The sequence below is a fragment of the Streptomyces sp. NPDC001770 genome, from assembly GCF_053596135.1.
In genome coordinates this window covers 1-3,041 of record NZ_JBSFFN010000096.1, presented here as the reverse complement: position 1 = coordinate 3,041, position 3,041 = coordinate 1, and the positions used below count along the sequence as shown (strand labels likewise).

1 protein-coding gene is annotated in these 3,041 nt (G+C 71.9%); it reads right to left on the bottom strand.

Annotated features, from left to right (window positions below; translation table 11 throughout):
* Positions 1-3,041 (bottom strand): hypothetical protein (locus ACWCSV_RS34475; protein WP_451149197.1); only part of this gene is annotated, 3,041 nt, incomplete at both ends.

Here is a 3,041-nt window from a genome sequence, read left to right as displayed (position 1 = left end):
CTGCACCGCCGCCAACAACTCAGGCACCCGGAACACGGTCGCCAACTGCTGCGGATACCGGTACATCGCACGAACCAGACCCGCACTGCCCAGCACGGCTTTCAGCTGCTGGGTGTCCACCGGGTATCCGTGGACCGCCATCGTGAGGCTGAGGTTGTTGCGGAGGGTCCTGATGGCAGCCATCGGGGAGGCCGACGTCCGCAGCACCTCGGCGAGCCGGGGAACCGAGGCGACTGCGTTCGAGACCCGCAGGCTCTCCGCGACCGCACGGATCAGGGACAGCTTGCCTCCGAGTCCCTTGACCAGGCCGATCTCGCGCACCACCGTCTGCCGCAGCCGGGCATCCGTCTCCAAGGCCCGGGCCACGTCCTGGTACTGCATCAGGAACGGCACATGCTCAGCCATCGGAGGCAAGCTCTCCACGGCGACCAGTTCGCTCAGGAGGTTCGGATACGAGCCGAGGAACTGCGCGAACCCGGGTATGGTCAGCGTCACCGTACGTATGCGGCCGGACTCGCCCACCCACGCCAGCACGTCCGGCCGGTCCAGCACCAGGTACGGCAGCACGTCGGGCTGGACGGCTCCCCGCAGGTTCGCGTCGAAGCCGACGAACAGCCTGGCCAGCTCCGCGGTGGGCGCGAAAGGCCTGGCGGCCTGAGCCTGCGGCACGATCTCCCGGAGCCTCTGGGCCACCTGGTCGGTGATCTGGTTCTCGTTCTGCGGGTTGCGGACGTACCCGCCCATGGCGGCCAGCTTGGAGGCGTCGGCCTCGACCGCGGCCGCGGCCAGCCTCCGGGCCTCGGCGAGGCTCAGCGACGTCTCCGCCGTGCCGGGAGGAGCGCCGCGTACGCCGGTCCCGGGACGACTGCCGCCCGCGCGGGAGGAGCCCGACTGGGCGGAGTCGCCCGGCGGGGACGCCGGGGGGTTGACGCGGGCGAGCCCGAACAGGGCCTTCTGGGTGGCCGGTCCGTGCTCACCGACCAGGTCCAGCAGGTGCGCGACGTCGCCGTCGGTCACCGTCCGCGAAGCGTCGAAACGGAAGGCCACCCGTGCCAGGTTCTGGAGGAGTCCCTTGCTGAGCGGCGCGGCACGGTGCGTGCTCGGGGTGGCCGCCCGGTACAGGCCTGCCAGGGTGGCCAGTCGACGGATGCGGAGGGGATCTGTCGCGCCGGCGCCGTGGAAGTCCCTTTCCATACGCAGCACCTGGAACATCCACATGCGGTCGTCGTCCGTGACGGCCGCGCCGTCACCGACCAGACCGCTCTCGCGGACAAAGCGGTCGAACACCTCGTGCCGCGCCCCGGGGACAGCGACGCGCCACGTGCCCGGCTCTCCGGTCCTCTCGTCGTTGGCGACAGCGAGCGGCGGGTCCAGCCTGGTGAAGAGGACATTCGTCGGCGCGCCGAACACCGCGTGTCCAGAGGCATCGGCGAGCTCCTGGGCGAAGGTGGTGGTCCCGGCGGACGGGGACGCGGCCGCCCGGCAGACCAGGGCCACGACCGGGCTGTCCGCCGGTACGAGCTCTACGAACGAGCGGCGCTGCCGCAGCAGTCGTCCCGCGTGCTCTCCGGAGAAGCGCGCCCTGTCACCGTCCGTCGTCATTAGGGTGACGGCCCCGGGCCGGCCGTGGGCGTTGAGGAAGTACGGATTCGTTCCGGACCAGGCGACGGGCTCGGAGCCGGTGTTCTCTCCGTCCTCGGGCAGATCCTCGTAGTGCGCCGACTCCACGCCGTCCGCCACGGCGTACAGTCCCTCCTCGCGTCTGCCGCTGCGCTCTCGTTCCGCCATGGACCAGTGCCCGGCGAAACGGCCGTCGGGGTGGGCGAACGGGTGGAGGACCAGGTCCTCGCCGTCGATCAGCTCGCCGTCCACGGTCCAGAGCGGCTCAGAGGGTTCCGGCTCCCGCCCCCGGGATTCGGCAGGCAGGAACAGCCACTGGCCGACGACGCGACCCGTATCCTTCAGCACCCCGATTTCCGGCGCGCCTCCCGGCGTCTCCTCGAACAGCACCACGCGCCCGGTGTGTCCCCAGACGGGCCGGCCGGCCGCGTCGCGCACCGCCCGCAGCAGCTCCAGGTTCCGGGAGAGGGCGTCCGGCACCAGCAGCACGACCGGGAGTCCGGCGTGCACCCGGGCGAGGTAGGGGTCCGAGGCGACCAGCCGTGCGAACTCGTCGAACGCCAACTGCCGGACCTCGTCACTCCCTTCCTCGGTCACCTCGATCCGGTCCTGGAATCCCGGCGCCAGTCGCGCGTGCACCACGTGGGCCGACTGCCACATAAGATCGCGCGGTTCGCCGACCGGCGTGTAGTGCTCCGGCCCGTCCAGCCAGTCCGGCCGCCCCAGCAGCTGGTGGGTCCGCGGCACCGCGTCCACCTGCACCGGGCCACGGCTGGAGGTGAAGTCCCGGGCGGCCACGAAGGATCCGAGCATGTACGTGGAGGACCGGAAGTGGTCCAGGGGCGGCCCGGCGACCACCCCGGACGCGCCTCGCGCTCCGTCGGCCGGCCGAGTGCCGGCCACCGGGGCCGGCTCCTGCGGCGTGCCGCCGTCCTCCTCGAGTGCCATGGCATCGCGGAACGCGTCGTACCGGGCGTCGTCGGCGGCGGTCGCCGTCACCGGGTTGGCGGGTCCCCCGTACACCGCTTCCGGGTCGGTGCCGTACAGCCGCTCCAGCAGCGGCAGCAGCTCCCGCTCGTGGAGGCGCACGTACGCCGCCCCGTTGTTGCGCGCCAGGCCCGTCGCCGCGTCCGTGCCGAGGTTGGTCCCCAGGTAGGCGTTGCTCAGCTGGGCGAAGTACTCGTCCGCGCTCGTCGAGGAGTAGTTGTCCACCCCTTCGCCGTCGGGCAGCTCCAGCCGTACGCCATCCGGCCAGGACACGCTGCCGCCCCGCGCCCGCTTGTTCTCCCAGACCGTGTCGATCCACGCCCGGTCCTCGGTGGGCAACGCGTCGTGGACCAGGTGCGCCAGCTCATGCGTGACGCTGGAGTAGCCGTCCGCCTGATGAGCCTGCGGGCCCACCGACGTGGTCTCGCCCAGCA